This is a genomic window from Amycolatopsis sp. lyj-108 (genome assembly GCF_046549005.1).
Taxonomy (GTDB): Bacteria; Actinomycetota; Actinomycetes; order Mycobacteriales; family Pseudonocardiaceae; genus Amycolatopsis.
This window is the reverse complement of record NZ_JAJPWQ010000008.1, coordinates 258,148-283,143: the sequence shown is the minus strand read 5'-3', so window position 1 is coordinate 283,143 and position 24,996 is coordinate 258,148. Positions and strand designations below refer to the sequence as shown.

General features: G+C 68.4%; 24 protein-coding genes. 10 read left to right on the top strand and 14 right to left on the bottom strand.

From position 1 onward, the window contains the following. The first annotated feature begins 30 nt into the window (after positions 1 to 30). Positions 31 to 1,290, top strand: coding sequence for an MFS transporter (locus ACLJO0_RS28280; RefSeq protein WP_410581613.1), 1,260 nt, complete (start codon positions 31 to 33; stop codon positions 1,288 to 1,290). Beyond that, a complete protein-coding gene (locus ACLJO0_RS28275; protein ID WP_410581612.1) occupies positions 1,287 to 1,724 on the top strand; it encodes a hypothetical protein in 438 nt (145 codons plus the stop codon). Before ACLJO0_RS28280 ends, ACLJO0_RS28275 begins: the two co-directional genes overlap by 4 nt. Here the strand turns inward: ACLJO0_RS28275 and ACLJO0_RS28270 are convergent. The 9 genes from ACLJO0_RS28270 to ACLJO0_RS28230 form a co-directional block, all read right to left on the bottom strand. Next, positions 1,721 to 2,734, bottom strand: a complete 1,014-nt coding sequence (locus tag ACLJO0_RS28270; RefSeq protein ID WP_410581610.1) for a hypothetical protein — start codon at positions 2,732 to 2,734, stop codon at positions 1,721 to 1,723. The two genes, ACLJO0_RS28275 and ACLJO0_RS28270, sit on opposite strands and share 4 nt — an antisense overlap. Before the next feature lie 674 nt (positions 2,735 to 3,408). Then, positions 3,409 to 4,398 carry a hypothetical protein gene (locus ACLJO0_RS28265; RefSeq protein WP_410581608.1) on the bottom strand — a complete coding sequence of 330 codons (990 nt, stop codon included), beginning with the start codon at positions 4,396 to 4,398 and terminating at the stop codon, positions 3,409 to 3,411. A gap of 45 nt (positions 4,399 to 4,443) precedes the next feature. Further along, the gene (locus ACLJO0_RS28260; RefSeq protein WP_410581606.1) at positions 4,444 to 5,283 is read right to left on the bottom strand and encodes an SDR family NAD(P)-dependent oxidoreductase; all 840 of its coding nucleotides are present in this window, start codon (positions 5,281 to 5,283) and stop codon (positions 4,444 to 4,446) included. A 217-nt stretch (positions 5,284 to 5,500) separates the two neighbouring features. Further along, positions 5,501 to 6,250 (bottom strand): arylamine N-acetyltransferase family protein, encoded by a 750-nt coding sequence (locus ACLJO0_RS28255; protein WP_410581604.1) that lies wholly within the window; start codon positions 6,248 to 6,250, stop codon positions 5,501 to 5,503. A 91-nt stretch (positions 6,251 to 6,341) separates the two neighbouring features. After that, positions 6,342 to 6,965, bottom strand: a complete 624-nt coding sequence (locus ACLJO0_RS28250) for a superoxide dismutase (protein WP_037317970.1) — start codon at positions 6,963 to 6,965, stop codon at positions 6,342 to 6,344. Positions 6,966 to 7,160: 195 nt separating this feature from the next. Then, positions 7,161 to 9,032, bottom strand: a complete 1,872-nt coding sequence (locus tag ACLJO0_RS28245; RefSeq protein WP_410581602.1) for a serine hydrolase domain-containing protein — start codon at positions 9,030 to 9,032, stop codon at positions 7,161 to 7,163. Between the two features lie 150 nt (positions 9,033 to 9,182). After that, positions 9,183 to 9,851, bottom strand: coding sequence for a heme oxygenase (biliverdin-producing) (locus tag ACLJO0_RS28240; RefSeq protein WP_410581600.1), 669 nt, complete (start codon positions 9,849 to 9,851; stop codon positions 9,183 to 9,185). 73 nt (positions 9,852 to 9,924) lie between these two features. Beyond that, the gene (locus tag ACLJO0_RS28235; RefSeq protein ID WP_410581598.1) at positions 9,925 to 10,518 is read right to left on the bottom strand and encodes a TetR/AcrR family transcriptional regulator; all 594 of its coding nucleotides are present in this window, start codon (positions 10,516 to 10,518) and stop codon (positions 9,925 to 9,927) included. Between the two features lie 24 nt (positions 10,519 to 10,542). Further along, positions 10,543 to 12,042, bottom strand: coding sequence for a glutamate-cysteine ligase family protein (locus ACLJO0_RS28230; RefSeq protein WP_410581596.1), 1,500 nt, complete (start codon positions 12,040 to 12,042; stop codon positions 10,543 to 10,545). 216 nt (positions 12,043 to 12,258) lie between these two features. On the opposite strand from ACLJO0_RS28230, the gene ACLJO0_RS28225 reads away from it, so the two are divergent. Beyond that, positions 12,259 to 13,074: a TrmH family RNA methyltransferase gene (locus tag ACLJO0_RS28225; RefSeq protein WP_410581595.1), complete on the top strand. Its 816-nt coding sequence runs from the start codon at positions 12,259 to 12,261 to the stop codon at positions 13,072 to 13,074. Between the two features lie 28 nt (positions 13,075 to 13,102). After that, positions 13,103 to 13,705: a DUF2537 domain-containing protein gene (locus ACLJO0_RS28220; RefSeq protein ID WP_410581593.1), complete on the top strand. Its 603-nt coding sequence runs from the start codon at positions 13,103 to 13,105 to the stop codon at positions 13,703 to 13,705. 32 nt (positions 13,706 to 13,737) lie between these two features. On the opposite strand, the gene ACLJO0_RS28215 is transcribed toward ACLJO0_RS28220, so the two are convergent. Next, the gene (locus ACLJO0_RS28215) at positions 13,738 to 14,478 is read right to left on the bottom strand and encodes a hypothetical protein (RefSeq protein WP_410581591.1); all 741 of its coding nucleotides are present in this window, start codon (positions 14,476 to 14,478) and stop codon (positions 13,738 to 13,740) included. Positions 14,479 to 14,588: 110 nt separating this feature from the next. Between ACLJO0_RS28215 and ACLJO0_RS28210 the strand changes: the two genes are divergently transcribed. After that, entirely contained in the window at positions 14,589 to 14,954 is a 366-nt protein-coding gene (locus tag ACLJO0_RS28210; protein ID WP_410581590.1) for an MmcQ/YjbR family DNA-binding protein, read from the top strand. A gap of 36 nt (positions 14,955 to 14,990) precedes the next feature. On the opposite strand, the gene sepH is transcribed toward ACLJO0_RS28210, so the two are convergent. From sepH to ACLJO0_RS28190, 4 genes are all read right to left on the bottom strand, one after another. Further along, positions 14,991 to 15,875, bottom strand: a complete 885-nt coding sequence (gene sepH, locus ACLJO0_RS28205) for a septation protein SepH (RefSeq protein ID WP_410581588.1) — start codon at positions 15,873 to 15,875, stop codon at positions 14,991 to 14,993. 190 nt (positions 15,876 to 16,065) lie between these two features. Beyond that, positions 16,066 to 17,232 (bottom strand): ATP-binding protein, encoded by a 1,167-nt coding sequence (locus tag ACLJO0_RS28200; protein WP_410581587.1) that lies wholly within the window; start codon positions 17,230 to 17,232, stop codon positions 16,066 to 16,068. Then, entirely contained in the window at positions 17,229 to 17,888 is a 660-nt protein-coding gene (locus ACLJO0_RS28195; RefSeq protein WP_410581586.1) for a response regulator transcription factor, read from the bottom strand. Before ACLJO0_RS28195 ends, ACLJO0_RS28200 begins: the two co-directional genes overlap by 4 nt. Positions 17,889 to 18,129: 241 nt before the next feature. Further along, entirely contained in the window at positions 18,130 to 19,944 is a 1,815-nt protein-coding gene (locus ACLJO0_RS28190; RefSeq protein ID WP_410581585.1) for an alpha-L-fucosidase, read from the bottom strand. 228 nt (positions 19,945 to 20,172) lie between these two features. Here ACLJO0_RS28190 and ACLJO0_RS28185 point away from each other — a divergent pair, with 228 nt between their 5' ends. The 5 genes from ACLJO0_RS28185 (at position 20,173) to ACLJO0_RS28165 (ending at position 24,996) form a co-directional block, all read left to right on the top strand. Next, entirely contained in the window at positions 20,173 to 20,718 is a 546-nt protein-coding gene (locus tag ACLJO0_RS28185) for a hypothetical protein (protein WP_410581584.1), read from the top strand. Continuing rightward, the gene (locus ACLJO0_RS28180) at positions 20,715 to 21,815 is read left to right on the top strand and encodes a peptidoglycan-binding protein (protein ID WP_410581583.1); all 1,101 of its coding nucleotides are present in this window, start codon (positions 20,715 to 20,717) and stop codon (positions 21,813 to 21,815) included. The genes ACLJO0_RS28185 and ACLJO0_RS28180 overlap by 4 nt, the downstream gene beginning before the upstream one ends. Beyond that, positions 21,812 to 22,498 carry an ABC transporter ATP-binding protein gene (locus tag ACLJO0_RS28175; protein ID WP_410581581.1) on the top strand — a complete coding sequence of 229 codons (687 nt, stop codon included), beginning with the start codon at positions 21,812 to 21,814 and terminating at the stop codon, positions 22,496 to 22,498. The genes ACLJO0_RS28180 and ACLJO0_RS28175 overlap by 4 nt, the downstream gene beginning before the upstream one ends. Next, the gene (locus ACLJO0_RS28170) at positions 22,495 to 23,715 is read left to right on the top strand and encodes an ABC transporter permease (protein ID WP_410581579.1); all 1,221 of its coding nucleotides are present in this window, start codon (positions 22,495 to 22,497) and stop codon (positions 23,713 to 23,715) included. The genes ACLJO0_RS28175 and ACLJO0_RS28170 overlap by 4 nt, the downstream gene beginning before the upstream one ends. A gap of 93 nt (positions 23,716 to 23,808) precedes the next feature. Beyond that, on the top strand, positions 23,809 to 24,996 hold the full coding sequence (locus ACLJO0_RS28165) for a glycosyltransferase 87 family protein (RefSeq protein WP_410581577.1): 1,188 nt from the start codon (positions 23,809 to 23,811) through the stop codon (positions 24,994 to 24,996).

Genomic DNA, 24,996 nt, shown 5'->3' with positions numbered 1-24,996 from the left:
CCTCCCGCGCCCGAGAAGCCGCGCGGGAGCATGTTCTCCTCGCTGAAGGTCCGTAACTACCGGCTCTTCTTCACCGGCCAGGTCATCTCGAACATCGGCACCTGGATGCAGCGCATCGCGCAGGACTGGCTGGTGTTCACCCTCAGCGGCAACGACCCGATCGCGCTCGGTATCGCGGTCGCGCTCCAGTTCCTGCCGACGCTGTTCCTCTCGCTGTGGGCCGGGGTGCTTGCCGACCGCGTCGACAAGCGGCGGCTGCTGATCGGCATCCAGATCGCCGTGCTGGCGCAGGCGGTCGTCCTCGGCGCACTCGACCTGAGCGGGATCGCCGCGCTCTGGCACGTGTATCTCCTCTGCTTCACGCTGGGCGTGACGGCTTCACTGGAAGTGCCCGCGCGGCAGTCGTTCGTCGCCGAGATGGTCGGCAGGGACAAGGTCACCAACGCCGTCGCGCTCAACTCGTCGATCTTCAACATGGCCCGTATCGTCGGCCCGGCCATCGCGGGTTTCGCGATCACCTGGGTCGGCACCGGCTGGCTGTTCATGGCGAACGCGGTGAGCACGGGCGCCGTCATCGCCGCGCTGGTGATGATGAATCCGGACAAGCTCTTCCGCGGCCCAGCCATCCCGCGCGAGAAGGGGCAACTCGTCGAGGGCCTGCGGTACGTCCGGCGGCGCAGTGACCTGATGACCGTGATGGTGCTGGTGTTCTTCGTGAGCACGTTCGGCATCACGTACTTCACCTCGCTGCCGATCGTGGCCGCGAACGTCTTCCACACCAACGCCGACGGCTACGGCCTGCTGTCGACACTCGTCGCCGTCGGCACCTTCACCGGCGCGCTGATGTCGGCCCGCCGCAACACCCGCGGCGGTCCTCGCGTGCGGCTGCTGCTGATCTCGGCGTTCCTGCTCGGCGCGTTCGAGGTGATCACCGCGTTCATGCCGACGTACCTGACCTTCGGCCTCGCGCTGATCCCGCTCGGTTTCGCCACGATCACCTTCCTGAACACGGCGAACGCGCTGGTGCAGACCGCGGTCAGCCCGGAGATGCGCGGCCGCGTGATGGGCCTGTACGTGCTGGTGCTGATCGGCGGCAACCCCGTCGGCGGCCCGATGACCGGCTGGATGGCCCACGCCTTCGGCGGCCGCTCGCCGTTCTACATCGGCGGTGCGATCTCGGCGATCGCCGCCGTGGTCTGCGCCGTCGTGCTGATCCGGCGCGGCGGGGTGAGCCTGCCGGTGCGGCGGTTCGGGAACGGGTTGCGCGTGCTGAAGCGGGAACGGGTGTGAACAGGCTCGGTGTCGAGCCGTCGGTGACGTCCTGGAACGACGGTGAGGCCCGCTTCCTGGACTGGACGATCGACGGCGTCGCGCTGCGCTCGATGGTTCCCGTGCAGGAGCAGACTCCGTTGTTCCTGCACGACGAACGGTGGCGTGAGTCGGCGGTCGAGACGCTTTCGCGGTTGCTCGGCCACCTGCCCGGCGATTTCGACGACGGCCGTGTCGCGCTGCTCTTCTGCCCGCTGTGCGGCGACTTGGGTTGCGGCGGGTACAGCGTCGAGGTCGTCTTCGGCGATGGCGTGGTCGAGTGGCGGGCTTTCGGCCACCAGTACGACTACGAGCCTTTCGACCCCGACCAGGAGTTCTCGTTCACCGGGGCCCGATTCGACCGGAAGGCGTACGAGAGCCTGCTCGGCGACCTCTTGTCGAATTACCGGGTCTAACGGCCGAGCAGCGGCGGCACCATCTTCTCGGCGAGCGCCGGGAGATCGCCGGTTCCCTTGAACTTCAGCGTCTGCCCGTCGGGATCGTCGGTGAGCTGCACGACGACTCCCCGCCCGTCGACCTGGGCGGGCAGCCCCGCGATGGTCGTGGTCGGGACGACAGCCGAGGACAGCGCGCTGTAATCCGCGGTCACGCCGTTCAGCTCGCACGCGGCGAAGAAGTTCGGCTTCGCCTTGTCGGCGGGCACGCCGAGCGCGCGGCCGAGTTCGCCGCACAACAGCCACGAGATCACCGGCAGCGGCCGGTCCTTGATCGGGCCCGGCTCGGTCTTCTCCAGTGGGATCTCGCCGTCTTCGCCGATTTTCGGCAACTTCGGCCCAGACGGCATGGCGCCGGCGATCAGCGCCTCGGCTAGCGCTCTCGCCTTCTCTTCCGATCCAGGGCTCTCGGTGATCCTGCCGCGAACGGAGACGTGCAGCACCGGCGAGGCGCCGTTGTGCGGCGCGACCTCGACGAGCTCGACGCTCAGGCTGGTGCCGTCCTTGTCCGTGGCGATGACCGCGAGCTTGCCCGCGACGGTGGTCCTCGTGGGCATGCCCCGGCTCGTGTCCTCGGGCAGCGCGGCGATCATCTGCGCGCTGACGTCGAGCTTCGCCGTGACCGCGTGACAGGACCTTCCCGCTTCAAGGAGCGTCGGGCCGCCGAGGATCTCCTCCCAGCGCTGCTCCGGGATCGCCTGGCAGAGCACCTGCGCGCCGGTCTCGTCCGTCAGCGCGGCCACCATCTCACCCGTCGGCATCAGGACCGGGCGGAGCGCCTGCCCGGACGTGGACGGCCAGACCGCGGGCAGCTTGGCCTCGGGCTCGTCGTTTTCGTTCAGCACGGTGATGGCGACGACGATCCCTACACCGAACAACAGCAGGACACTGGTCAGCGCGCAACCCGCCCAGATCCACATCGGACGGTCGGTCTTGCGCGCGATGGCGCGGTAGTCGTGCGGGGTGGCCACGGGGAGAAACTAGCCCGTCGGACGCCCGCTGTCCGGCGAAACGCCAACCCGATGGGTGGATGCGGAGGGTGGGCCTTCGGGAAGGGGTGCGGCTGACTTCGATCAGCGCTGGTTAGTAAACCGGCGAAGTGGACCCGGCAGCCTTCCGGACGGTGGGTGGGCCGGGTTTCGCGTATCCACCATTTCTCTCGCGCGTGTCTTCCAATGGCCCCACGCTGCCAGCACCAGGCGAGAGCGTCCGGGACGACGAGCAGCGGCTCTTCGAACGCGCGTAGGTGTCGATACTCGAGGACGTCGTGGCATCCGGCCTCTTTCCCTTGAGGGGTAAGGCAAACGTGTCGTGTCTCGGGCGAGACGGCGGGCTGGGTGGCGCGACACCGCACTCGCGTGCTCAGACCCGGAACTCGCGTGTTCAAAGACGTAACTCGCGTGTTTAAAGACGTAACTCGCGTGTTCGGACTCCGCACACCCGAGTGCGGCATCCAGACACGCGAGCCACGTCCCCAAGCACGCGAGTCGAGGTCACAGCCGTCCCACTGTCACCAGGAACCACATCCGACGGCAGCGAAAGCCTCCTTCACTACCGTCAGAGTAGGCAAAGAGGCCCTCACTACCAGCAGAACGCCCACGCAGAAGCGACACCGGCCCCACACCACGACACGTTCGACTCCCCGTCAACTGCCCAGTAGTGGCGGCAAGATCTTGCCCGCCAGTTCCCGTAGTTCCACCTCCGAGCGATCCCGCCACGAGAACCGCAGCCCCTGCCCGGAACCGTTGTCCGTCAACAGAACGCTCAACTGCCCGCCGCTAGCCGAAGCCGGACGACCAGCCACCGGTTCACCTCGCGGCTCCGTCCGGAGGACGGCGTGCTCGACCCGGATGGGCGAGTCGTCCGTCGCGGTGGCCGTGCATTTCCCGTCGGAGTACGGCTCCGTGGCCTCGGCGGGAAGGCCGAGCGCGCGCTGGATCTGCGTGCACAGTTTCCACGAGATCTCGGGCAGCGGAGCGTCGAGGATGCCCGCGCCCGGCTCGACGGGTTTCCGTTCGATGACGTCACGTTCGTTCGCGGCTGGCAGTTTCGGGCCGGGGCCGAAAGCGCCGCCGAGTACCGCCTCGGTCAGCCCGAGCAGCAGGCTTTCGCTCTGGTCGTGCTGCGGCGGGACACGCGTCCAGCTGGTCTCGATCCGCAGCACGCGCACATCGGTGTCGGAGAGTTTGGCCTCCACAAAGGACGGTGAACCGCCTAGGACGACCGTCGCCGGGCGTCCGGCGACGGTCACCTCCTTGCGTGTGCCCAGCCCGGGCGAGTCGGCCACGGCGGTCCGGTTCAAGGAGATCCGCACCCAGCTGTCCAGGCCGACGGCGTGGCACGACTCGCCGTGCTCCACCTCGCGCGCGACGTCGCCGCTCATCAGTACTTTCCAGCGGTCCGCCGGGATCGCCTGGCACAGCACCTGGGCCGCGGTCTCCTGCGGCAGCGCCAGCAGGAACTCCCCGGACGGCATCGGCACCGGGCGCAGGGGACGGCCGTTCGCCGTCGGCCATTCCTTGGGGAGTTCCTTCGGCCCGAGCCCTTCTTCGTAGGTGTCGGCCTTCGTCATGCACCCCGCGCAGAGTCCGGCGATCACGATCGCCAGGAAACCTTTGACACCCCATGTGGTCACGCGCGCACGCTAGCGGATCGACGCAGGTCGGCGCCTCGAAAACGGTCACTTCCACCTGGCCGAGGGAGGCGGCTCCAGCGCCTCCCGCAGATCGCCGCCCACCGCGTCCGCGATGTCTTCGGCGGTCCAGGCGTCGCGTTCGAGGACAGGGTCCTTGATCGCGGTCTGCCGAAGCACGCACAGGATGTCGCCGCGGAACCGGAGGATCTGCCCGGTGACCCCCGCCGAAAGGTCGCTGAGCAGGTACGTCACCAGCGGCGCCACCCGTTCCGGGGTGTGCTCCGGGGTCTGGACGACGGTCGGGTCGTTCCGGGCCATCCGCGTCCAGGCCACCGGCGCGACGGCGTTGACCCGGATGCCGTGTTCGGCCAGATCGGCCGCCCAGGACGCGGTCATGGAGGCGACGGCGCCTTTCGAGGCCGAGTACGCGGCCGCGCGGCGCTGGCCGATCATCGAGCCGGAGCCCACGTTCACGATCACCCCGCCGCCCTGGTCGCGCAGTACTTTCGCGGCGGCGGTCCCGCAGAAGAGCGGGCCGAGCACGTTGACTTCGACGACTTCCCGCATCCGGGCCGGGTCGTCCGCCCAGGGGTCGGCCCGGTAGTTGACGCCGGCGTTGTTGACCAGGCCGTCGAGCCTGCCGAATTCGGCGACGCACCGGTCGATCAGCCCGGCGGCCTGCTCGGCATCGGCGACCGAGCCGCCGTTGGACACGGCGCGCCCGTCCAGCGCGCGGATCTCCCTCGCGACCTCGTCCGCGAGCCCCGCTTCGACGTCGTTCACCACGACCGCCGCGCCCTGCGACGCCGCGTGATGCGCGAATGCCCTGCCCAGGCCTTGTCCGGCGCCGGTGACGACCACGGCCTTGCCGCTCAGAAGACTCATGAGGACAGTCTGCCGTCACTCGGAAGGGTGAGATCGGCGTCTCTCGGCCGTACCCCTTGCCCGAGGAGATGAGGTTAGGCTAACCTCATACATGTCCGCTTCGTGGTGGGAGCGGCAGTCAGTTCGGGAACGGACGAAGCCCCGCAACCGGGTCACCCCCGGAGGCGGGGCTTCGTTCATTCCGGCGGGTTCATGGTCGATGACCATGCCGATTCGGTCAAGGCACCCGGTCGAGTTCGATCCCGAATTCCTTCCGGTAGGCCTCGAGGATCTCCTGGTCACTCGAAAGCCTGGTTTCCTCGCGGACGCCGTGGGTCGTGACGATCAGCTTGTCACCCGCCAGCGTGACCCGGCCGTGCCTGGCCGGCAGCGAACAGGTCGGTCCCCGCGTGAAATGCGAGTCGGGTGACGTCGCCTGCCAGAACGACGTCGGGACGAACTCGTCCAGCGCCCGCGGCCGCCGCTCGATCCGGTACTGGGGCTTGCCGTCCTGGAGGACGTCGATGTCGCCGTGGGGCGCGTCGAGGACCAGGAACTCGCCCTCCGGGTCGGCCTGCGCCTCGGTGGCGGACAGCCGCAGCGGGAACCGGCTGAACCGGCCGAAACCGACGTCGGCCAGCCACGGCTCGTCCAGTTCGACGCTGACGACGGCGTGGTCGAACGGCGGCCCGAGGGTGCCGTCCGGCCGGAAGACCTTCGCCGCCCTCAGGACGGCGTCGAAGCCCAGTTCCCGCAGCAAGGCGGCGAAGAGCCCGTTCAGCTCGTAACAGAAGCCGCCGCGGCGCCGCCGGACGATCTTGTCGAACAGCGCCTCGGTGTCCAGGACGATCGGCTCGCCGAGGTGGATGCTCAGGTTCTCGAACGGCACCGTCGCGAGATGGTGCTCCTGCAGCGTCCGCAGCGCGGCGACGTCCGCGGTGGCGGGCCTGTCGACTCCGAGTCGATCGAGGTATGCGGCGACGTCCATGCGTCAACCTTGACACCTCGACCGTGCTGGAGGTCAAGACGAAAAACGGGGCCCTCCCGGTTAGGGAGAGCCCCGTGTCGTGGCGAGAAGATCAGCCGAGCAGCAGGCCGTTGCCGCCGGCGACGGCGTTGTCGAACCGCTTGGAGATCTCGGCCCAGTTGAAGATGTTCCACAGGGCCTCGACGTACTTCGGCTTCACGTTCTTGTAGTCCAGGTAGAACGCGTGCTCCCAGACGTCGACCAGCAGGATCGGCGTGGTCGGCAGGACCAGGTTGTTGTGGTGGTCACGCAGCTGCTGGGTGATCAGCGTCTTGCCGATCGGGTCCCAGGAGAGCGCGGCCCAGCCGTTGCCCTGGATCGTGGTGGCGACCGCGGTGAACTGCGCCTTGAACTTGTCGAAGGAGCCGAACGCCTCGTCGATCGCGGAGGCCAGCTCGCCGGTCGGCTTGTCGCCGCCTTCCGGGGAGAGGATCTTCCACCACACGACGTGGTTGGCGTGCCCGGCGAGGTGGAACGCCAGCGTGGTCTGCAGGCCGACGATGTCGCCGAAGTTGCCGGCCTCGCGGGCCTCGGCGATCTTGTCGAGCGTGTCGTTCGCGCCCTTGACGTAGGTCGCGTGGTGCTTGCTGTGGTGCAGCTCGTTGATCTCGCCGGAGATGTGCGGCGCCAGGGCGCTGTAGTCATAGTCGAGATCGGGGAGCACGTAGCGGGCCATCGGCCCTCCTTCTGTCTTCGACACAAGTTTCCAAGGACGAACTTAGTCGTCTTCACCCGTTCGCGGCGACCGGGGGCGCCGCGTTTCTCCCCAGGTGGAACGACCCGTTCGTAGCGGCTGTACCCGTTGGGACCACCGCCTGAAACCCACCCTGCTAGCTCCAGTTAGCTGGAGGTCAAGGCGATGTGACGGCGGTCATCGAGCCAGGTAGGGCAGCCCGACCAGATGATAGGAGGCGATCACCCCGAGGAAGGCCGTCAAGGCCACGGAAACCACCGTGTAGGTGATCCTGGCGGGGGTGTTCCACCAGCCGCGGAGCCACGCGAGTGCCGTGCAGACGACGGCGGCGCCGGTCAGGAGCAGGACGACGTCCGGCAGGAGCAAGGTGACGCTCAGCAAGGGGGAGTGCCCGGAGGTCAGCGCGACGGCGGCGGCACTCAGATCGCTCATGAGGAGGGCGAAGCCGGCTGTGAACAGCAGGACGGCCAGTGCCGCGGACCAGGCGGCGACGGTCGCGAACCGGGCGCCCGACGGGTTCCGTTCCCGGCCGCGCCGGACGAACGCGCGGATCGGCCAGAACACCAGCGCGCCCAGCAGGAGCAGCAGCGCGATCCCGAGGATCAGCAGGTGGGTGGAGGACGATTCGAGCCACGACATGCGTTCGTAGGAGGAGTTCGGGTCGTCACCGGCGAAGAGCAGGACCTGACCGCCGGAGTCGCGGAAAGCGATCCGCTCGCCCGCCACGTCGGTGAACAGCCCGGGCTCGGTCTGCGTCCATCGCCGGGTGCCCTCGCCGAGACCGGATGTCGTCAGCGCGCCGTCGCCGTCCGCGGTCACCGTGATACCGCCCGCGAGCGCGCGGACCTTCGTGAAGCTGTCGTAGTCCAGCCGGGTGTTGTTGTAGCTGCCTTCGAACCGTGAGACGTCACCCGCGAGCGCCACGGGCGCGGGAACGGGAGCGGCGGGCTGGAGCCGGTCGACGAAGGCCTTCAGTACCTCGGCGGTGACCGCGGCGGCGTCGCCGGAGAACGCGCCGCCGTTGAATGCCAGGTACACGCCGGTGTTCTTCTCCGGGATCAGTTCGAGCACGCTGAGGAACCCCGGCGAGTCGCCGGTCTTCTCCACCAGGCGCAGGCCGTTCAGATACCGCTCGGAGAAGCCGAACCCCATCGCGGGCAGCCGCGGGTCGTTGCGGAACCGCGCGCCGTGCAACTGGTCGAGCAACGGGCGGCTGAACGTGCCGGGAACGAGGTTCGCGGACAGGTAGCGGCCCATGTCGGCCGGAGTGGCGACGTTCCCGTCACCGGCGGGCGGTTCGGGGCCGAAGTTCGCCGGTGGGACGACCTGTGCCGAGCCGTCCCAGCGGTAGCCGGTCGCCAGTGGCATGTCGGGAGTGGGCTGGGCGACGCTGCTGTCCTTCATGCCCGACGGCTCGAAGATGTGCTGCCGCACGTAGTCCGCATAGGACTGTCCCGACGCCAGTTCCACGAGATGCCCGGCCAGCGCGAAGCCGTAGTTCGAATAGATGGCGACCTCGCCGGGTGGGCGGACGCGCGTGGGCATCTCGTTCGCGAGGTGTTCCGCGAGCGATGGCAGTTTCTCGTCCCGCGGCGTGAACATCCGGTACACGCGGTCTTCGAAACCCGCGGTGTGGGTCAGCAGGGAGAACAGGGTGACCGGGCGGCCGGGGAAGGTTTCGGGGATCTTGAACGACTTCAGATACGTGTTGACGTCGGCGTCCAGCGCCAGCTTGCCCTGTTCGACGAGTTGCATCGCGGCCGTGGCGGCGATCGACTTGCCGACGGAGTTGATCAGGAACCCGGTGCGCTCCGGGTCCACCTTGACCTGAGTGTCCACAGAGGACACTCCGTAGCCTGCGGAGAACACCGTCTTGCCGCCTTCGACGACCACCACGGCGGCGCCGGGAATGTGGTGCTCGGCAAGGCTTCGCGGGAGGATCTCGTCGAAGACGCCCGCCGCGGAGGCGGGCGTGGCCGCTTGGGCGGCGGGAGCCGTCAAGACCGTCGTGATGGTCAGCAGTGCGGCGGTGGCCGCGATTCGGAACATGTGCTGAAAACTAGGGATTTCCCCGGGGTAAAGGGATCCGGTGGGCCGCCGGTCGCGGGGTGGGGCCTGCCCTACCCCGCGACCCGCTCCGCCATCGGGAAAGGAGACCGGGATGGCGCGCGGGACCGAGGCCGGGCGTCACCCAAGAGGTCAAGCGGCCCGGTACGCGTCCAGCTCGCTCGCCAGCTCGTCGAACACCGCGATGTTGCACTCGAAGGCCACGATCGCCTCCTCGATGAGCCGCGCGCGCTCGTTCTCGGTCCACGGCGCCGAGTTCAGCTGTTCGCGGTAGTTGTCCCGGAACTTGGGCGCGCTGCCCAGCTTGTCGAAGTGGTAGAACAGCGACCCCGCTTCGGTGAGCTCGTACTTGCGCTCCAGCAGCCGCCGGATGACCTGGCCGCCGGCGATGTCGCCGAGGTAGCGCGTGTAGTGGTGGGCGACGAACCCGCCGGACCAGTCCGACGCCTCGGCGACACGCCGCGCGTACCGCTCGGTCGAGGGCAGCGGGCGGACGGTCTCGCGCCAGTCCTGGCCGACGAGGTGTTCGAGGTCGCGTTCGAGGCTCGGCAGCCGTCGCAGTTCCTCGAAGACGAACTTGCCAGCCACCGGGTCCTCCGACAGCTTGTCGGCGGCCTGCTCGATGGCCTGGTAGATGAAGTAGTACTGGATCGCCAGCCGGGTGTATCCCTCGAGCGAGAGTTCGCCGCCGAGCAGCGCGTTCATGTATTCGGAGTGGTTGGCCCGCTCGTGGGCGGGCAAGGTGGAGGCGCGCAGGGTCGCGGAGAACGGCCCGGATTCGACGTCGGTGGTCACCGGCATGGACAGAGCCTCCAAGCATCGATCTGACATGCTGTCAGAAAGAGCGTAAGGCACAATCGCGGGTTAGGCTACCCTAATTTTTCGGGTCTTCGGTCATCCCGACCGCTCTGAGCACGAATCGGACCGCTCCTTCGATCGCGTCGTCCAGCTGTTCGGGTGGCACGTCGACGACCTGGCGGCTGCCGAGCGCGGCGGTGATCATCGGGATCAGCACGTCGGGATCCTCCTCCGGGACGCCCTCGGCGAGGATCTCGCGCAGCTGGCCGGTGATGGGGTCGGCGTGCGCGCTGATCCGCCGGTACGCGGCGGGCGCCAGCGCTGACGCGAGCGCCGTCCCCGGCGGCAGGTGGTACTCGGCCAGCACCCGCAGTTGCAGTCGGACGAACGTCGAAAGCTTCTCGACCGGGGTGTCCGCGGTCGCGACGGCCGCCGTCAGCCGTTCGACGTATCGCGTCGCCTCATCCTCGACGAAGGCGACCAGCAGGCTTTCCTTGTCCGGAAAGTGGTTGTACATCGCCGTGCGGCCGAGGCCCGCTTCGGCGGCGACACCCGCGAGCGTGATCGCGTCGAACCCGCGCTCGTACAGCTGCCCGCGCAGGACGTCGAACACCCTGCTGCGGACCTCGCGCCGGTGCTCCTCCAGCGACCGGCCGATGATCTTGGGCACGAGCCACCTCCCTGGGAGATGACTCTAAGCCTCAAGCGACCACGTGTGCACCGGAGTCTCCGTGGCCGACAGCTCCAGGTACCGGCCCAGCATCCGGTGCAGCGCGGTTTCCCGCTCGGCGCCGCGCTCCTCCGCGCGCAGGACGTACTCCCGCTGCCACGCCGCGCCGGTCCGCCTGGTGAGACACCGCTGCTCGATGATGCCCAGATAGCGCTCTCTCGCCTCGTCCGAAACATCCGATCGGCGTAGTCCCTCGTGCGCCAGCGGCAGCAGGACCCGCAGCACCAGCTCGTCCGGCGGGATCCAGCCGATCCCCGGCCAGTACAGCTGCGCGTCGAAGCCCCGGCGCGCCCCCGCGTACATGTTCTCCTCGGCCGCCTGGAAGGACATCTGTGTCCACACTGGACGGTCGGCTTCGGCGAGGGCCCGTTGCGCGCCATAGAAGAAGGCGGCGTTCGCGACCATGTCGACGACGGTCGGGCCCGCGGGCAGCACGCGGTTCTCCACCCGCAGATGCGGCAGGCCGTCGACGACGTCGTAGACCGGCCGGTTCCAGCGCCAGACGGTGCCGTTGTGCATCCGCAGTTCGGTGAGTTTCGGGGCCTGCCCGGAGTCGAGCGCCTCGATCGGATCCTCGCGGTCGGTCTCGGGCAGCAAGCCGGGGAAGTACCGGACGTTCTCCTCGAACAGGTCGAAAATCGAGGTGATCCACCGCTCGCCGAACCACACCCTCGGCCGCACGCCCTGGTTCTTCAACTCCTCCGGCCGGGTGTCCGTGGCCTGCAGGAACAGCGGGATCCGCGTCTCGTGCCAGAGCGCCTTGCCGAGCAGGAACGGCGAATTCGCGCCCACCGCGATCTGGACGCCCGCCAGTGCCTGTGCCGCGTTCCAGTGCGCCGCGAACTCCTCCGGCGCCACCTGAAGATGCAGCTGGACGGAGGTGCAGGCGGCCTCGGGGAGGATCGATTCGGAGTAACTGCGCAGCCGCTCGGGCTGTCTTCCGGGCAGCGGCGCACCCTCCATCGAGAGCACGGTGCGCTCGCCGCGCGCGGCGAAGATCCGGTCGTTGAGCAGCGAATACCGGGCGTTGTTGGTGAGCCACTTCTGATCGAAATGCTCGTGCCGCAGCGTCGGGAGGATGCCGATCATCGCCAGCGAGGCGCCGGATTCCTCCGCCTTGCGCGAGGCTGCGCCCAGATACGCGTGGAGGTCGTCCTCCAGTTGCAGCGCGGACTCGCCTGCCAGCGGCCGCGGCGGCACGTTGAGCTCCAGGTTGTGCTGACCGAGCTCGGTGGTGAACGAAGGATCGTTCAGCGCCTCGAGCACCGTCGTGTTCGTCATCGACGGGCGCAGCTCCGCGTCGACGAGGTTGAGTTCCACCTCGAGCCCGATATTCTTGCGCGGGAAGGAAAAACTGCCATCGGTGAGCATCCGGGCCAAGGTGTCGAGGCAGCGCTGTACCTTCCGGCGGTAACGTCCGCGATCCTGCGGCTCACAGGGGTCCGCCGAAAGATTCTTACCCATGTTCGTCGAGCTCCTCATTGGCCACGCTCCGCGGGATCCAGGCGGGACTGCCAGGCGGCCCAACGGTTTCACGCCTCGCTGTCGCCCGGCTAGCGGCCAAACTGGTGCTCTCTGTCACTAGGGGTTAACTGACAGCAAAATACATCCATTCGTACCACTTACCCGTGGACGATCGGACGCAAACGGCGCGCAGCGGGCGGATGACACACTCTCCTGGTGGCTGAACTGATCACCATCGACGACCGCGACGACCCGCGGCTCGACGATTTCCGCGACTTGTCCACAGCCGATCGGCGTCCCGATAGGCCGGGTGGGCGTGGCTTTGTGATCGCCGAAGGCACCGTCGTGGTCGAGCGGCTGCTCAACTCCCGCTATCCGGTCCGCGCCCTGCTCGGCGTGGAACGGCGGTTCCGGGAACTGGGCGGCGACCTGGCCCGCGTCGACGTCCCCGGTTATGTGACGTCGGCCGAGACGATGGCCGAAGTGGTCGGCTTCCACCTGAATCGCGGGATACTGGCCGTCGCGGACCGGCCGGTCCCGTCGCCGACGGTCGAGGACGTCATCAAGGGCGCACGCGTGCTCGCCGTCCTCGAAGGCGTCGGTGACCACGAGAATCTCGGTTCGCTGTTCCGCAACGCGGCCGCGCTCGGGGTCGACGGGATCCTGCTCGGCGCCGGTTGCTCCGACCCGCTGTACCGGCGCAGCGTCCGCGTTTCGATGGGGCACGTCCTGCGCGTGCCGTTCGCCACCGTCGGATCCTGGCCCGGTGACCTGGAACTGCTGCGGGAACGCGGTTTCCGTATCGCGGCCCTCACTCCTCGTGCGGATTCCGTTTCGCTGCGCCAGTTACGCGACCAGACCCCGGGGAAGGTGGCGCTGATGCTGGGAGCCGAGGGCCCCGGCCTGACCGACGAGGCCATCGCCGCCGCCGACGTAGCGGTGCGGATCCCGATGCCCGAAGGCGTCGATTCGCTGAATGTCGCCACGGCGGGCGCGATCGCGTTCTACGAGACGCGTCCACCGCTATCGTGAGCACCCGAGGCGATCACGAGGAGAACCCATGGAATTGCGGATCCGTGAGGGACGTGCGGTGCTGGCCGGGCGTGGCGGCGACAGCACGCACGAGGTGGACCCGCATTCACTCGCGATCGGTTCGGATCTCGCGCAGGCGTTGCACGAATGGGCCCGCGTCGCGTCCGCCGTCGGCTCCTCCGGCACCGAGGCCGCTTCCGTGGTTTCCCAGCGTGGCCGCCAGCTCGCCCAGCGGGTCGCCGCCACGATGGGCACCTCGGTGCGGTACGTCGACCCCGTCTCCGGCGACGGCGTGATCGTCGACCCGCCCACCCCCGCGCCCCGCAGCGAACTCGCGCGGCGGCTTTTCGGCACCCCGGATCCCGCCGGGGAACCGACGCCGTGGCTGACCGGGCTGACCGTCTCCGCGTTCATCGCGGCCGTGGTCGTCGTGGCGATGCTGGCGCTGGCGAACACCCTCGCGCGGGAGACCAACGGCTGGCTCGCACTGCTCGCGTCCGTCGTCGTCACCGCCGGGATCACGCCCTCGCTGTGGCTCGCGCGGCGGGTGCCGATCGTGCGGTGGGCGTCCTTCGGCGCGGCCGCGGGAATCGTGATCGCGTGGATCGGCGTGCTGATCGTCGTCTTCTAAAGATCGAAAACGGTGCCGATCGGCTCGTCGTGTCACACGCGTTTGTAGAACTTGAGACTCAGCCCACCCGCCTGTGTCGCAGACTGTCCGTAAAGCTCATAGCCGTGATACGCGGCGATCTGCACCACCAGGTCGGCGGGAATCTGATAGGAGCGCATCGCGAATCCCACGTGGAGGCTCCCGTCGAATTCCCGGGCGAGCCAGCCGACGCGGATGGTGCGCGGGAAGAGGCTGGTGATGAAAGCGGCCGGGATGGCACCGGCGAGAGCCGCCGTGAACAGGAGGCCGACGATCGGAGCTTCGTGGTCCGACGGCATTCCGGCGATCACCGCCGCCGCGCAGAGGAGGACGAGGACGCAGACGGGTGCGATGTGGTTCAGCCAGGCGTAGCGGAACCGGAGTCCCGTGGGTGCGGGCAGTGGAAGCCGCGGCGGTGACGGATCCCGGCTGAGCAGGAGGACCCGGTCGTTCGGATCGGTGAAGTCGGCCGCGACACGCAGGCCCTCCGTCTCGGCGACCTCCGCGACACGCCGGGCGGAGAGGTTCGCGTGCTTGAGGCTGATCCAGACGTCGTCCGAGCCGCTCAGGTGGTTGAGCAGCCAGCGTTCGCGGTCCTTGTCCGGTCTGTCCGGTCCGTCGAAGGCGGGGACCGGCGGGACGTGCCGCGGCGCGAATCGGAAGCTCAGGTAGCCCTGGAACATCGGCGCGATCTCCAGGTAGCCGCGGCTCAGGGCGATACCGCGGAGATTCCCCGGGTCGATCCGCCACTCCATCGGCGAGACATGAGCGTACGGCGCCCCCGTGAAAACCTGGAAACGCAATCGGACGGCGCGTGCGTACCAATCCTGCATGGAATCCCCCTGGTCCGAGGATACTGAGATCCATGGCCGGTGACCCGCTCAATTCACTCAGACGCCTGTGTCTCGCGCTGCCGGAGACCTCCGAGCGGCTCAGCCACGGCGAGCCGACCTGGTTCGTGCGCGGCAAGAAGACGTTCGTCATGTACGCCGACCGGCATCACGACGACAAGGTCGCCTTCTGGTGCCCGGCGCCGCCCGGGGCGCAGGAGGAACTGGTGGGCGCCGAGCCGGAGCGGTTCTTCCGGCCGCCGTACGTCGGGCATCGGGGCTGGCTCGGGGTCCGGTTGGACATCGACGTCGACTGGACCGAAATCGAGCGGATCGTCACCGACGCGTATTGCCTCGTGGCGCCGAAATCCCTGATCGTGCAGGTCCCTGGACGCACGTAATGGCCCCTCCACCGGAAGGGGCCATTACGTGCGAATTCAACCTCGTTGTGATCGGACGCCCAGTAGGACGTCTTCCCAGGATGGAACGATGGGGTGGTTCTTCTTCCCCTTCGCCCGTGGAGCTGGCTCGGCCACTTCCTCCGGCTCGTCAGCCGGAAGTGGTGGCTCGACATCTTCTTCGGGTTCCGCGATCGGCGCGTCGATCACCTTCGCGACCGGCTCGTCGGGTACCCCGTTCGAAGTACCCTTTGCCGCTGAGAACGCATCAACGCTGTCGAGGGTGGGCTGGATGACCGCTTCCCTGCCGGGGTCCAGCGCCCGGACCGTGCGCGGGGCGCGGTAGGCGTTGGGGTTGAGCAGGACTTCGGCGTTCTCGTCGAGGGCCTGCACGGTGCCGCCGTGCGCGCCGGGCGAGAACGACCAGTGCGCGCGGTTGTCCGAACGGCCTGCCTTCCAGCTCAGCACGACGACCCACTTGCCGTCGTCGCCTCGCCAGGAGTCCCAGGTCGCCTGGCTGTAGTCGTGTCCGCGCTGCCCGAAGGAATGCGCCACGACCTCGCCGAGCGTCTGCACGTCGGGGCCGTCCTCGCGGACCGGATGCGCCCGCTGAGCCAGTTCGGCGGTGCGGGATCGCTCGAGCAGGACCGGGTACGCGAACCGCTCGACGCGCTGCACGGTGACGCCGGCGCCGCTCGCGACCTGCTCCACGGACTCACCGGCCCGGATTCGTGCCTGGATCTCGCGTGGCCGCATTTGGCTCTCCAACTCGATCTCGATCTGGCCGAGGCGGGTGATGTCACCCCTCGCCGCCGCTCGCAGCCTCTCATCCGCGGGGAGCAGGAAACGCGTGCGGCTCGCCGGGTCTTCACACACGATGGACTTACCGTCCTCGTGCAGCCCGACCACCCGTAGCGCTCTCATTCTCGCCTCCCCGACTTCTTCACCTTTGTGGGTGTCCACGTTAAAACGGCGCGTCGCCTTGACGTGTGAGGCGCGCCGATGTCATGTGTCCTGCTCACTATTTTGTTCATGACGGCAAGTGCATTCTGTAACGGCGACACGCGGCTCGCCGCGTGACGCGCTGGACACGCACAGTCACGATCGGGGGAATCTACGGAAGCCGCACCCGGACGACGAGTCCGCCGCCGCGTCCGCCCGGTTCCGCGCCGGCGGTCCCGCTGTGCGCCTTCGCGATGGACCGGACGATCGACAGGCCGAGCCCGGCGTTGCGGGAGTCGCCGGTCCGGTCGCCCGAGAGCCGCCGGAACGGCTCGAACAGCGCGGGTACGGCGTCCAGCGGCACCTGCGGGCCGGTGTTGCGCACCACCAGCGCCGGGTCGCCGCCGATGTCGACGTGGACCCAGCCACCCTTGCGGTTGTAGGTGATCGCGTTGTGCACGAGGTTCGTGATCAGGCGCTCCAGCAACACGGGATCGCCGGACACCGTCCGCGGCCGTAGCCGCGACTCCACGGTGACCCCCGCTTCCTCGGCCATGGCCGCCGCGGACCGGATCACCGTCGCCGCGACCTCGTCCAGCCGGACGGGGCCGCGTGCCGCCAGGCCGCGGTCGCTGCGGGCCAGCACGAGCAGGCCCTCGATCATCCGTTCGCTGCGTTCGTTGGTGTAGATCAGGTGCTCGCCGAGTTTCCGGACCTCGGGGCTCGCGTCGGGATCGGCCATCGCCACCTCGACCAGCGTGCGCTGCACCGCGAGCGGGGTCCGCAGTTCGTGGGAAGCGTTGGCGACGAAGCGTTTCTGGCTGTCGAACGACACGGCGAGCCGGTCGAGCATGCCGTCGAAGGTGTCGGCGAGTTCCTTGAGTTCGTCGTCGGGGCCGTCGAGATCGATGCGCCGGTCGAGGTTTTCGACTTCGAGTTTCCGTGCGGTCGAAGTGATCGCGTGCAGCGGCCGCAGCACCCGGCTCGCCATCAGCCAGCCGAGCAGCACCGCGAGCGCGCCCGCGATCGCCAGCGCCACCAACGATTGCCACAGCAGCGTCGAAAGGACGTCCGAGCGGTACTCGGTGATCGAGGTCGCGACCAGTTGCGTGGCCTGAGCGCGCTCCACGGGCAGGATGGTCGTCTCGTCCATCGGATACGGCTGGGCCATCTCGAACCGGCTCCCCGCGGTCGCTCCGTTCGCGAACGCGGCGGTATCCGGCAGGGTCGAGCTCACCAGCAGGTAGTTGACGATCAGCAACGCGAGCCCGACGAGCAGGAACGCCCCGCCGTAGAGCGCCGTCAGCTTGGTGCGGACGGAGAGCCGGAGCGGTTTCACGACCCGAACCGGTAACCGGCGCCGGGCACGGTCTCGATCAGTGGTGGTTCACCGAGTTTGCGCCGCAACGTCATCATCGCCACCCGGACGGCGTTCGTGAACGGGTCGGCGTGTTCGTCCCACGCCTTCTCCAGCAGTTCCTCCGCGCTGACCACGTTGCCTTCGGCGCGCATGAGCACCTCCAGTACCGCGAATTCCTTGGGGGACAAGGGAAGGAACCGGCCGTCGCGGGACGCCTGGTGACGCGGCAGGTCGAGGACGACACCGCCGCGTTGCAGCACCGGCGGCAACGCCGGCCGCGCGCGCCGCGACAGCGCCTGCACCCGCGCGACGAGTTCGGCGAACGCGAACGGTTTCGTCAGGTAGTCGTCGGCGCCGAGACCCAGCCCGGCGACCCGGTCGTTGACGTCGGCCGCGGCGGTCAGCATCAGGACCCGGGCCTCGCCGCCGGTCCTGATCACCGCGGCGCAGACCTCGTCGCCGTGCACGACGGGGAGATCCCGGTCGAGCACGACGACGTCGTAGCCGTGCACCCCCACCCGGTCCAGGGCCTGCGCGCCGTCGTAGCAGACGTCGACGGCCATGGAGAACCGTCGCAGGCCCTCGGCGATCGTGTCCGCCAGGAGCCGCTCGTCTTCCACCACCAGCACTCTCACCTGGCCAGTCTGCCCCGGATGGGGGTAAGCGCGGGATAAGCGCCTGGTCGCGTGGGTCGGCTCAGCCGAGGAAACTCGACCTTCGCGCCTTGCCGAGGTACATGAAGGACCCCTTCACTGCGCTAGGCGCAAGGAAGGGGGCCTTCATGTACTCAGGTGGGCAAGGACGCTGGCCAAGCCCTCGTGAGTGGCGTTTCGGTGAGAACCCGAAACGCCACTCACGACCACCTGTACCGAACGCTCAGCCCGCCGGGTGCAGCTGCCGCGCAGGGATCACCTGCTGAGGGGTGTTCGGACTGGACCACAGCAGCTTCATCGATGCTTCACCGCCTCGTTCGGTGTGTTCGAGCCGGATCGCGTACGACTTCCCGGCGACCAGGTCCAGAGTCGCTTTGTCGACACTTGGGCCGTGTGGAGTGGTGTTGTCGATCAGGAGTTTCCCGTCGACCCACAGCCGCACGGTGTCGTCCGAAACCGTGGTGAACGTGTACTTCCCGGTGTCCCGCGCGGTGACGCGGCCGCTCCAGCGCGACGAGAAGGACTCCGCCGGGATCTTCGCGTCGGGTGATCCGGTGAACTTCCAGTTGTGGTTCACGCCCGGCTCGATCCGGCGCACCGTCGGTGTCCCGGTGAAGTCCGCGTTCGGCCAGTACTCGGCGGTCAGTCCGGTCCCGCGTCCGGCGGGGGCCTGGGGCAGCGGATCGACACTCAGTTCGATGACGGTCGCGACGTCGTTCGTCCGGCCGCCCGACGGCGTGAGTTTCACGCTTCCGGGCGACTGCTCGACCTTCACGCGCTGCCCGCTGCCGAGCACCCGCGCGTCGCGAACCCGGAAAGGCGCCACCGTGTCGAGCGTCAGCGAACCGCCCGAAGCGGGCCAGTCGAACACCGACGCGTAAAGCTTGCCGCCCCGGCGACTCACCACACCCCAGCCCGGTTCGGCGACGAGCCCCGGCGCGCCCGCTCCGTAGACGGCGGCGGAGTGGCCATTCGTCCGCAGCCATTGGCCCATCTGCTTCAGCCTGTCGATGGATTCCTGCGGCACCCGGCCGTTGCGATCGGGTCCGACGTTGAGCAGGAAGTTGCCGCTGCGGCCGGCGATCGAGAGTAGTTTCCTGGTCAGATCCGCCGAGGATTTCCAGTTGTGGTCCCAATCGGTGTACCCCCAGCTGCCGTTGAGGGTCATGCACGACTCCCACAACTGCCCGTCGACCGGCTTGTCCGGGATCTCCTGTTCGGGAGTTCCCGTGTCGCCGTCGACCACCCGGCGTTTGCCGACGCGGTTGTTGACCACAATGGACGGATCGAGGCTGCGAACGTACGCCTCCAGCTCCTCACCGTCCTTTTCGGTCCATGGGTTGTTGGGCCGGTCGGTGCTCCATTCGCCGTCGAACCACAGCACCGCCGGGTGATAGTTGTCGACGAGTTCCTTGAGCTGGGCGTACATCCGCTCCTTGTACTTCGGGAAAGTCGCCGGATCGGGGAAGTCCGGGTCGTGCCAGTCCCAGATCGAGTAGTAGAAACCGAGTTTCACGTCCCGCGCGGCCGTCGCGCGTTTCAGTTCGGCGAGGATGTCGCGCTTCTTGTCGAACGCCGAGTGGTCGCGGAGGTTGAACTTGTTGACCTTCGTCGGCCACATCGCGTAGCCCTCGTGGTGCTTCGACGTGATCACCACGTACTTCTGCCCGGCGTCCTTCGCCGACTGCGCGATGGCGTTCGCGTCGAACCCGGCCGGGTTGAACTTCGCGGCGATCTGCTCGTATTCGGCGCGCGGGATCTGGCAGTTCCGCTGGATCCACTCGGCGTCCTGGCAAACGCTTCCATCTGGGCGTTGGTACTTCCCTTGAAGCTGCGAGTACGCACCGAAGTGGATGAACTGGCCGAAGCGGTCGTCGCGCCACCAGCGCGTCCGGTCGGCGGTGAACGGGTCGTCGTAGGCGTGGTCGGTCCCTGGTCCGGACGGCAGCGTCGCGGCTTCCGCCGCGGGCAGGACGCCCAGGGCGGTGGTCGCGACGACAAGGGCCGCCAGGGCCCGGAGTGGGTTGCGGCGATTCATGCACTCCTCCTCGATGAGGTGTGGACGTCGGGACTCTAAGAAGCCAGAGATCCGATGTGAACCCCCAAAAGGCTCCTGACTGGCCTGGTTCACCCGTAAAGACGGCAGATAGGTCGGATCTTTGTTCCGCTGATTGGGACGGTAAGCGCGACATAAGCGACTTCGCTTACCGCGCCGGAATCGGCCTCTCCGTAGAAATCGGTGCGCAAGACGACCGAAGGAGCAGCGATGCGGAAACGACCGATGGCGGCACTGATCGCCGGAGCGGTCCTCGCGCTGGTGGCCGGCTGCGGCGGTGGCGGGGACGGCGGCGACAAGGTCGCCTCGATCTCCTCCCCACCCGCCGCGGGCGCGGGCGACGGGAAGCAGGCCGACAACGTGTCCGACGAGGACAAGATGCGCAACTTCGCTAAGTGCATGCGCGAGCACGGGATCGACATGCCGGATCCCCAGACCAACGGCGACGGGCAGGGCACGATCTCCATCGAGGCCGGCGAAGGCAGGCCCGACGAGAACAAGATGAAGGCCGCGGACGAGGCGTGCCGCAAGTTGCTGCCGAACGGTGGCGAGATCAAGCCGCCCACGCCGGAAGAGCTCGACAAGATGCGCAAGGAAGCGAAGTGCATGCGCGAGCACGGCATCGACTTCGCGGATCCCGATCCCAGCGGCAAGGGTGCCGCCATGACGATGGACATGGGCGATCCCAAGAAGTTCGAAGAAGCGGCGAAGGCCTGCGGTCTCGGCATGACCATGAGGGCGGCCCCGGCGAAATGAGCGAACACGAAGGACCCGGCGGCGCACGGCGTTCGCGCCGGGCGCGCTGGTTCATCATCGCGGCGGTCCTCGTCGTCGTGGTCGGGACGATGTCCGTGGTCGTGCTTACCAGGGTCACGTCGGAGGCCCAGCAGGTCGGGCAGGCGCCACCACCGGTGGAGACCGCGAAGGTCGAGAAGACCGACCTGCGGGAGGAGGAAGAGGCGAACGGAACTCTGGGCTACGGCGCGGAAAACGCCCTCGCCGGCCGGAAACAGGGCACTATCACGTCCCTTCCGGACACGGGCGCGGTACTCACCCGCGGCAAGACTGTCTACGGCGTCGACGCCAAACCGGTGCCGTTGTTCTACGGCACCCTGCCGTTCTTCCGTGACCTCGCGGACGGGGCCGCGGACGGCCCGGACGTCAAGCAGCTGGAAGAGAACCTGAAGGCGCTCGGTTTCGGCGGTTTCGGCACGCCGGACAAGAAGTTCACCTCGGCCACCACCGCCGCGATCAAGAAATGGCAGAAGTCGCTCGGCGTCGAGCAGACCGGCACGTTCGGCCAGGGCGATGCCGTCCTCGCACCCGGTGAGATCCGGGTTTCTCAGGTCGCCGCGCAGCTCGGCGGCCCGGGAGGCGGCGAACTCCTGAAGTACACCGGCACCGAGCGTCTCGTCGAGGTCAAGCTCGACGCCGCCAAGCAGGCCATCGCGAAGGAGGGGGACAAGGTCGGCATCGACATCACCGGCGGCAAGAGCACGACCGGGGTGATCACCGAGGTCGGCAAGGTCGCGGAAACCGGCAAGGACGGCGCCGGGCAGGACGACGGCAAGCCGAAGATCAAGGTGAAGATCAAGCTGGACGATCCGGCAGCGGCGGGGTCGCTCGATTCGACGCCCGCCTCGGTGCGGTTCACCAAGGAAGTCCACAGTGGAGTGCTGGCGGTTCCCGTCGGAGCGCTGCTCGCGCTCGCCGAAGGTGGGTACGCCGTCGAGGTCGACGAAGGCGGCAATCGGCGCCTCATCGCGGTGAAGACCGGTTTGTTCTCCGGCGGCCGCGTCGAAATCACCGGCACCGGCCTCGCCGCCGGGATGCGGGTGGTGACGACCTCATGACCCCGGTGCTGGACGTGCGCGGCGCCTCGCGTACCTATCCGGGTGGGGTACGGGCACTGCACGAGGTATCACTGTCCATTCAGGACAGAGAGATGGTCGCCATCGTCGGCCCGTCCGGCTCCGGCAAGTCGACGCTGCTGCAGCTGATGGGCACGCTCGACCGGCCGACCAGCGGCGTCATCGAACTGCGCGGGAACGACGTGGCGAAACTGCCCGACCGCAAGCTTTCCGCGTTGCGGTCACGGTGGATCGGGTTCGTGTTCCAGCAGTTCTTCCTCAGCGAGGGGGTGAGCGCGGTCGACAACGTCGCGACGGGGCTGCTGTACGCGGGGGTGCCGCGGCGGAAACGGCACGAACGGGCGCTGGCCGCGCTCGACCGGGTCGGCCTCGCGCATCGGGCCGGGCATTTCCCGAGCGAGCTCTCCGGCGGGGAACGGCAGCGGGTGGCGATCGCGCGGGCGGTCGTCAACTCGCCGTCGATCCTGCTGGCCGACGAGCCGACCGGGAACCTCGACACGGGCAACGGCGCGGCGATCCTCAACCTGCTCGCCACGTTGAGCTCGCAGGGGACGACGGTCGTGATCATCACGCACGACCGGGAGATCGCGGCGGGCATCCCGCGGCGGATCGAGCTGCGCGACGGCCGGATCCGGCTCGACACCGGGACGGGGGTGCTGGTGTGAGCGCACCCGTCCTCGACAAGACGCCGACACCGAATCCGGCCAGGCTCGGCCCGCGCGACGTGCTGACGCTCGGCGCGCACGGAATGCGGACGCGGCCGATGCGCGCGGTGCTGTCCGCACTCGGCATCGGCATCGGGATCGCCGCGATGGTGGCGGTGCTCGCGATCCCGGCGTCGGGCGCGAAGGCGTTGCAAGACCAGCTGGCCGCGCTCGGCACGAACCTGCTTTCGGCTGGACCGGGCAAGACGATGTTCGGTGGTGACGCCACGTTGCCGGACAGTGCGGTGCCGATGGCGAAGCGGATCGCCCCGGTGACGGCGGCGTCCGCGACCGGCACCACCGGCGGGACGGTGCGGCGCACGGACAAGATCGCCAAGGACGAGACGTCCGGCCTCTCCGTCTACGCGGCGACGCCGGATCTCCTCGACGTCATCGGCGGTGCCGTCCGCACCGGACGGTTCCTCCGTGACGCGACCCGCGACTATCCGGTCACCGTGCTGGGTTCGGTCGCGGCCGCGCGGCTCGGGATCGATCGCATCGATCCGGCCAAACCGCCACAGGTGTTCATCGGCGGTCAGTGGTTCACGGTGGGCGGCATTCTCGGGCCGACGCCGCTGGCACCCGAGATCGAGCGGTCGGCGCTGGTCGGCTGGGACGTCGCCAAACGGCTCCTGGGCTTCGAGGGGCATCCGACCACCGTCTACGTCCGGGCGAAGGACTCGCAGGTCGAGAACGTGCGTTCGGTGCTCGCGCAGACGATGAACCCGCAGGCGCCGAACGAGGTCGAGGTGCGTCGGCCGTCGGAGGCGCTGGAGGCGCAGAAGCTGACGGAGAACACCTACAGCGCGCTGTTCCTCGGGCTCGGCGGGGTGGCGTTGCTGGTCGGCGGCGTCGGGGTGGCCAACACGATGGTGATCTCAGTGCTGGAGCGGCGCCGGGAGATCGGCCTCCGCCGCGCGCTCGGCGCGACGAAACGGCAGGTGAGAGGCCAGTTCTTGGCCGAGTCGGTGCTGCTGTCCGGGCTCGGCGGGATCGCCGGGGTCCTGGTCGGCGTGCTGGTGACGGCCGGGTACGCGCTGAGCCAAGGCTGGCCGGCGGTGCTCCCCGTCGGCACCCTGCTCGGCGGGGTCGGGGTCTCGGCACTGGTCGGTGCCGTCGCCGGTGCCTATCCGGCGATGCGCGCGGCCCGCCTCCCGCCGACCCAAGCCCTCGCCTGACCACGCAATTCGGCACCTGGTTGCGACGGTGCGCATCGCGTACTACCGCAACCAGGTGCCGAATTGCGAGGTAGCGGTGGGTAATCTCGGCGGGTGCTGGTGGGATTGTCGGGGCGGAAACTCGTGGGGGCGTTGATCGCGCTCGAAGCCGTCGTGGTCGGCGTGCTGTTCGCGTTCAAGGTGTTCGACGGCCAGGACCTCGAGGTCTACATCGGCGGCGCGCGGCTCCTCGTCGACTCGGGCGACCTGTACGGCACGTGGGTGCAGACGCACGGGGGCTGGCTGCCCTTCACCTACACACCGTTCGCGGCCGCGGTGTTCCTGCCCGGCACGCTGCTGTCCGCCGCGCTGGCCACGAGGCTGGTCGGGCTCGCGTCGATCATCGCGGGCGGGATCGTCGTCTACCTCTTCGTCGCGAAGCTCAACGGCTCGCTCACCGACCGTGCGAACGTCCGTGGCCGCGCCATCGCCGTACTGGCGGCGATCGGGGCGCAGGCCGTCGGCGGGATCATGGAACCGGTCCGCTCGACGCTCGGCTTCGGCCAGATCAACACCCTGCTGATGCTGATGGTCGTCCTCGACGCCCTGCTCCCGGGCCGCGCGCGGACCAAGGGCCTGCTGATCGGGGTCGCCGCGGCGATCAAACTGACCCCGGCGTTCTTCATCCTGTTCTTCTTGTTCCGCAAGGACTTCCGCTCGTCCGCGCGGGTCGTGGCCGGGTTTCTCGGCGCGGGCGCGCTGATGTTCCTGGTCGCGCCGGACGCGTCCGCGAAGTTCTGGACGAACATCCTCTTCGACACCAGCCGCATCGGCGATCGCGGCTATGTCGGCAACCAATCGCTGCGGGGGATGCTCGCGCGGTTCGGACTCGGCTCGGCGGAGGACGTCGTCTGGGTGCTGGCGGCGGTGGTGGTGGTCGCGCTGACCGCGTTCGTGATCGTGCGCGTCGCGGAGCCGGTGTTCGCGCTGACGGCGTGCGCCATCGGCGGGCTGCTGGTCTCGCCGGTGTCCTGGACGCACCACTGGATCTGGTGCGTGCCGATCCTCGTGCTGCTGGTCTGGACCCGGTCGATCGTTTCCTACGCGCTCGCGGCCGTGACGGTGGCGCTGTTCGTGATCGCGCCGATGTGGCTCGCGCCGCGGCCCGCCGGGAGTTTCGGCTGGTGGCTGGCGACGGAATCCTTCGTGCTGTACGGCCTTGTGCTGCTGGTGCTCCTCAAATCCGTGAGGGCCTCCTTCCCTACGCTCAAGGTAGGGAAGGAGGCCCTCACGGAAAGCTAG